Annotated in this window: 7 protein-coding genes and 1 pseudogene; 7 read left to right on the top strand and 1 reads right to left on the bottom strand. The window is 58.5% G+C overall.

The annotated features are described in order from the left end of the window. The coding region (locus HNQ59_RS18960) for a glycerate kinase (protein ID WP_184041962.1) at positions 1-112 on the top strand (112 nt) is incomplete at its 5' end. Positions 113-116: 4 nt separating this feature from the next. On the opposite strand, the pseudogene HNQ59_RS18955 reads toward HNQ59_RS18960, so the two are convergent. After that, a pseudogene (locus tag HNQ59_RS18955) lies at positions 117-1154 on the bottom strand (IS630 family transposase). Positions 1155-1174: 20 nt separating this feature from the next. Here HNQ59_RS18955 and HNQ59_RS18950 point away from each other — a divergent pair. The 6 genes from HNQ59_RS18950 (at position 1175) to HNQ59_RS18925 (ending at position 4948) form a co-directional block, all read left to right on the top strand. After that, complete coding sequence (locus tag HNQ59_RS18950; protein WP_184041961.1) at positions 1175-1414, top strand: hypothetical protein; 240 nt, start codon at positions 1175-1177, stop codon at positions 1412-1414. Between the two features lie 12 nt (positions 1415-1426). Further along, positions 1427-2503 carry a hypothetical protein gene (locus HNQ59_RS18945; RefSeq protein WP_184041960.1) on the top strand — a complete coding sequence of 359 codons (1077 nt, stop codon included), beginning with the start codon at positions 1427-1429 and terminating at the stop codon, positions 2501-2503. Positions 2504-2677: 174 nt separating this feature from the next. Next, positions 2678-2971: an Ig-like domain-containing protein gene (locus HNQ59_RS18940; RefSeq protein WP_184041959.1), complete on the top strand. Its 294-nt coding sequence runs from the start codon at positions 2678-2680 to the stop codon at positions 2969-2971. A 54-nt stretch (positions 2972-3025) separates the two neighbouring features. After that, the gene (locus HNQ59_RS18935) at positions 3026-4099 is read left to right on the top strand and encodes a hypothetical protein (RefSeq protein WP_184041958.1); all 1074 of its coding nucleotides are present in this window, start codon (positions 3026-3028) and stop codon (positions 4097-4099) included. 31 nt (positions 4100-4130) lie between these two features. Next, a complete protein-coding gene (locus tag HNQ59_RS18930; RefSeq protein ID WP_184041957.1) occupies positions 4131-4574 on the top strand; it encodes an Ig-like domain-containing protein in 444 nt (147 codons plus the stop codon). Positions 4575-4627: 53 nt separating this feature from the next. After that, positions 4628-4948, top strand: coding sequence for a hypothetical protein (locus HNQ59_RS18925; protein WP_184041956.1), 321 nt, complete (start codon positions 4628-4630; stop codon positions 4946-4948). Positions 4949-5399: the final 451 nt, after the last annotated feature.

Below are 5399 nucleotides of genomic sequence, written 5' to 3'. Positions count from 1 at the left end.
GGATCGGACGACTGCTGGGGTGGGGCGCCTGATCCGGCATGCATTGGAGCGGGGCGCGACACATATTGAGGTGGCGTTGGGTGGCTCGGCAACTATTGATCCGGCCCTTTGATGTTTTAGCCCGCCGCATACTTGACTACCGGGCCCTGAAAATAGGCTCGGACGCGCTCAGGGGATTGCTCCAGCTGCGTCATGTGTTCATTGGCTGCTTCGCGCAATGTTGCTCTGCTACGTATCGGTGCGCGCTTGCCCATGGCTTGCTTGAGATCGGCGTTTAACCGCTCTTCCGGGCTCAGTTCTGGACTGTAACTTGGCAGGTAGAACACCTCTATTTGCGCGGTACGTTCTGCCAGTCATGCTTTGACCGGTTTGCTGTGGTGCACGCGCAGATTATCCAAAATCAGAAATACCTTGCGCTTGGCCTCCTTGATCAGGGACGCCAGAATTTCAATCAGCCGATCCGCATTGAATGCCTCGTCAATAATCATCCAGCGCATCTTGCCTTGACGGGTGGCGGTGGCAATCATTGACAACTTTTGCCGCGTACCACCCACGGCATAGGCGACGGGTGTTTTGCCTGCGGGTGCGTCGCTGCGTCCGCGTACATCGGTATTGACCAGCGCTGTGTCCCCCCAGTGGATTTCCCCGCCTTCCGCCTTGGCTTGTGCCTCGATCGCCGGATAGTGCTCGTCCAGCCATTGCCGTACCGCTTCGGGGCGCTGTTCATAGGCTTTCTTGATGGGCTTTTGCGGCGTGAAACCCCAGCGTTTGAGCCATTTGCCGACGGTGCGCATGCCCAGTTCGATGCCGTATTCGCGCCGGATCAGCTCCCCGACAGCGGCGCGGCTCCACAGATAGAAATCCATCTTCAACTGCTCGGGGCGACTGTCGCAAATGATGCGCCCAATGGCGGCTTCCTGATCGACGCTGAGCCGTCGGCCTTCACCGTGCTGGTGGCCGCGTGCCGCAGGTTTGATGGCTGGCCAGCCGCCTGCCTCGAACAGCTTGATGGTGTTACCTACGGTCGGATAGCTGAGCCCTGACAGTTCGACGATCTGCATGATGCCAAGGTCGCTTTTATGCAGCTGCACGACTTGCTTGCGCCGTTCGTGCAGCTGTTCCAGTGATTGTTGACGAGCGTCTTCTTTATCCATGCACAATCACCCTGCTTGGTATGGATAGCCTGCTCAATGGGTCGCTGTGTTCCGAAGCGAAAGAGTGGGCCCGGACTGGTGCATCGCTGGTGAACTGCTTGATTGTTGCGCGGCTAGCGGGGCATCCAGACTTCGAGGCCTTGGTGGTGGAATTGACTGATGCATTCAAAAAGTCCATTTACAGTAAAACGGAACCCAATATGGCAGAATGGGATAAGTTGGTCGCCTATCTGCGCACCGAAGTCCAACCCCTTGCGTAAAGCGGAATCCGCATGAGCAGCAGCCTGAGCATATGGGACCCATCCCGACACGGCCCCGAACCGCAGACCTTTGACGAGGTGCTGGCGCAGTTTCGGCAATTGAGCGGGCAGGCCGATCAGCCCAACTACTGGTTTGCCTCGTTTGCGCAACACATCCAGAACGTTGTGAACAGCCAGCCGCAGGTACCACAGGAATGGCGGGACCGCTATGGCCATTTCGTGGCGCGCGCCCAAAGCGTGGAACAGGCGATCTGGCACATCGAGCTGCCGGCAGCCAGTCAGACTGCCATGCGCAAGCTGATGGTGGATACCGCCACCACGCTGGGGCTGGTGGTGTATGACGACGATCTGGCATTGGCGTTCTTGCGCGGAGACATCGTACTGCCGGCTGAGCGGCGCAGCAGCTGGGATGCGCTGCTGGCCCCACCTGAGGCTGATCACTTGCCAGGGGAGGACGAGGCTGAGCAATTTGTGACTGAACAGATGCTGCAAGCTTTTGGCCCGCTGGGGTTTACCGCATCAAAAGGTCAATTTGGTGCCATCAAACTGACCCGTCAGTTGCCAGGAGGGGGGGGGCAGAAGATTGGTTTTAGCATCATTGCCGATGCCTATAAAGATGCCTACCGCTTCGGCGTGACCACTCAGTTCAGTCATGAGGCGGTGCAGGCCCTCTACCAACGGTTCAAATTTACTGATGACGAACCGTTTTTTGGCTCTGCCCCCCTCCCCCTTGACCTCCAGAAGCGAATCTTTTACCTCTCGACCTATCAGGAAGCACGCGCGGCGGTGGCAAGTGTTTATGCCTTCCTGGAACCAATCCTGGCGACCACCACCACGTTGCAGGGGCTGGATGGCCTGATGAACGGGTCGCTTTACCCAGAGGGGAAAGAGCGCTCGCGAGATGGGGGGAGGTCGTCACCCCACATCCTGATTGTGGCGCGTCTTGTAGGGAATCCGGATTATGACGCCATCGAGGCGGAATTGACGGAGGGTTACATGAAGTCCAACTGGGTGAAGACCGAACCGAATCAGTCCGAATGGAACAGATTGGTTGCCTACCTACGCACCGAAGTGCAGCCTTTGGTGTAATCCTGCCTTCCCCTGGCGGCGACATGCCCCGTTGCCGCCACGGTTTGTTCACTTTTATGGCTGGGTTGGCATCTGAATGCGCTCAGCTTGATTCCGCGGGCCGATGCCTATGGCAGCATTGCCTTACAGGTAGTGGCGACTGCGATTGAGCAGGCCAATGGGTAACGGGCCAGTATGGCCCAACCGTTGGTGGTGACCCTCCTGCCGGTGAACGACACCCCGACCGCGCTGAACCAACAGTTCACCGTGGCCGGTCACGGCAGCCAGCGCATTGACTTCAGCCAATTGATCGGCGATGTCGACGGCCAGTCCCTGAGCCTGCACTTCGACGGCCCGTGCCACGGCACCCTGCAACGCCAGCCGGACGGCAGCTATATCTACCGACCGCACCCGGTGTGGCATGCGGCGGGATCGAGGCCACAAAGTCTGGCGGAACAGACCGGGCTGGTAGTACGATTCAAACAATAAACCGCAGCGGCCAGGGGTGTGCCCCCTGGCCGCCCCCAAGACAAGGAACATAAGATGAGCAGTCTGAGCATATGGGACCCATCCCGACAAGGCCCCAAACCGCAGACCTTTGACGAGGTGCTGGCGCAGTTTCGGCAATTGAGCGGGCAGGCCGATCAGCCCAACTACTGGTTTGCCTCGTTTGCGCAACACATCCAGAACGTTGTGAACAGCCAGCCGCAGGTGCCGCAGGAATGGCGGGACCGCTATGGCCATTTCGTGGCCCGTGCGCAAAGCGTGGAACAGGCGATCTGGCACATCGAGCTGCCGGCAGCCAGTCAGACTGCCATGCGCAAGCTGATGGTGGATACCGCCACCATGCTGGGGCTGGTGGTGTATGACGACGATCTGGCATTGGCGTTCTTGCGCGGAGACATCGTACTGCCGGCTGAGCGGCGCAGCAGCTGGGATGCGCTGCTGGCCCCACCTGAGGCTGATCACTTGCCAGGGGAGGACGAGGCTGAGCAATTTGTGACTGAACAGATGCTGCAAGCTTTTGGCCCGCTGGGGTTTACCGCATCAAAAGGTCAATTTGGTGCCATCAAACTGACCCGTCAGTTGCCAGGAGGGGGGGGGCAGAAGATTGGTTTTAGCATCATTGCTGATGCCTATAAAGACGCCTACCGCTTCGGCGTGACCACTCAGTTCAGTCATGAGGCGGTGCAGGCCCTCTACCAACGGTTCAAATTTACTAATGACGAACCGTTTTTTGGCTCTGCCCCCCCCCCCCTTGACCTCCAGAAGCGAATCTTTTACCTCTCGACCTATCAGGAAGCGCGCGCGGCGGTGGCAAGTGTTTATGCCTTCCTGGAACCAATCCTGGCGACCACCACCACGTTGCAGGGGCTGGATAGCCTGATGAACGGGTCGCTTTACCCAGAGGGGAAAGAGCGCTCGCGAGATGGGGGGAGGTCGTCACCCCACATTCTGATTGTGGCGCGTCTTGTAGGGAATCCGGATTATGACGCCATCGAGGCGGAATTGACGGAGGGTTACATGAAGTCCAACTGGGTGAAGACCGAACCGAATCAGTCCGAATGGAACAGATTGGTTGCCTACCTACGCACCGAAGTGCAGCCTTTGGTGTAATCCTGCTTTCTCCTGGCGGCGACATGCCCCGTTGCCGCCACGGTTTGTTCACTTTGTCATCTATGGCTGGGGTTGGCATCTGAATGCGCTCAGCTTGATTCCGCGGGCCGATGCCTATGGCAGCATTGCCTTACAGGTGGTGGCGACTGCGATTGAGCAGGCCAATGGGCAACAGGCCAGTATGGCCCAACCGTTGGTGGTGACCCTCCTGCCGGTGAACGACCCCCCGACCGCGCTGAACCAACAGTTCACCGTGGCCGGCCACGGCAGCCAGCGCCTCGACTTCAGCCAGTTGATCGGCGATGTCGACGGCCAGTCCCTGAGCCTGCACTTCGACGGCCCGTGCCATGGCACCCTGCAACGCCAGCCGGACGGCAGCTATATCTACCGACCGCACCCGGTGTGGCATGCGGCGGGATCGAGGCCACAAAGTCTGGCGGAACAGACCGGGCTGGTAGTACGATTCAAACAATAAACCGCAGCGGCCAGGGGTGTGGCCCCTGGCCGCCCCCAAGACAGGAACGCAAGATGAGCAGCCTGAGCATATGGGACCCATCCCGACAAGGCCCCAAACCGCAGACCTTTGACGAGGTGCTGGCACAGTTTCGGCAATTGAGCGGGCAGGCCGATCAGCCCAATTACTGGTTTGCCTCGTTTGCGCAACACATCCAGAACGTTGTGAACAGTCAACCGCAAGTGCCGCAGGAATGGCGGGACCGCTATGGCCATTTCGTGGCGCGCGCCCCCAATGCGGAGGGCGAGGCCTGGCTGGACGCCTTTAGCAGCTTGTTCGCGCCGATCGTCAAGCAGCGGGAGCGGGCGGAGCGGCCAACCATCATCGATCAATAGGGCCCCAGCCTAGCCGGGCATCGCCGTCGGCGAAGGGCTGAACGCTACGTCACTGCTGCGCGAGCATGGCGTGAGCTGAGTATCGCGAGGGCGTGGGGGCACTGCCACATGTCAATGGTATGCTTAGGCGCAAGTTACGCCTGCGAACACTGTTTATTCCGACGTATAATTTGTGGGTTGGCTGCGTGGTTTTTTATTTATCTGTTTAATATCAAATGCTTGTTCGGTGTGTTTGGCGAACTCCCTTTCCGCCAAGTTTTGTGAAAAAAGCCATGATCTGTCATGGCTTTTTTCATTTCCAAGCTTCGTATTGTCGATGTCTAGTCAGCTAAACATCCATACGAGTACGTGGCGGCTATGCATATTGCATTATTCTGCTGGAAATGTCGAATGCATTCGATGCACCTCTTGTGCGCCACTGTGAGGCTGGCCCTCGTCAAGAGGGTTGTTT

This window comes from Chitinivorax tropicus, from assembly GCF_014202905.1.
In the GTDB taxonomy this organism is placed as follows: domain Bacteria; phylum Pseudomonadota; class Gammaproteobacteria; order Burkholderiales; family SCOH01; genus Chitinivorax; species Chitinivorax tropicus.
The sequence above is the reverse complement of the archived record's forward strand: the minus strand, read 5'-3'. Positions and strand labels throughout refer to the sequence as shown.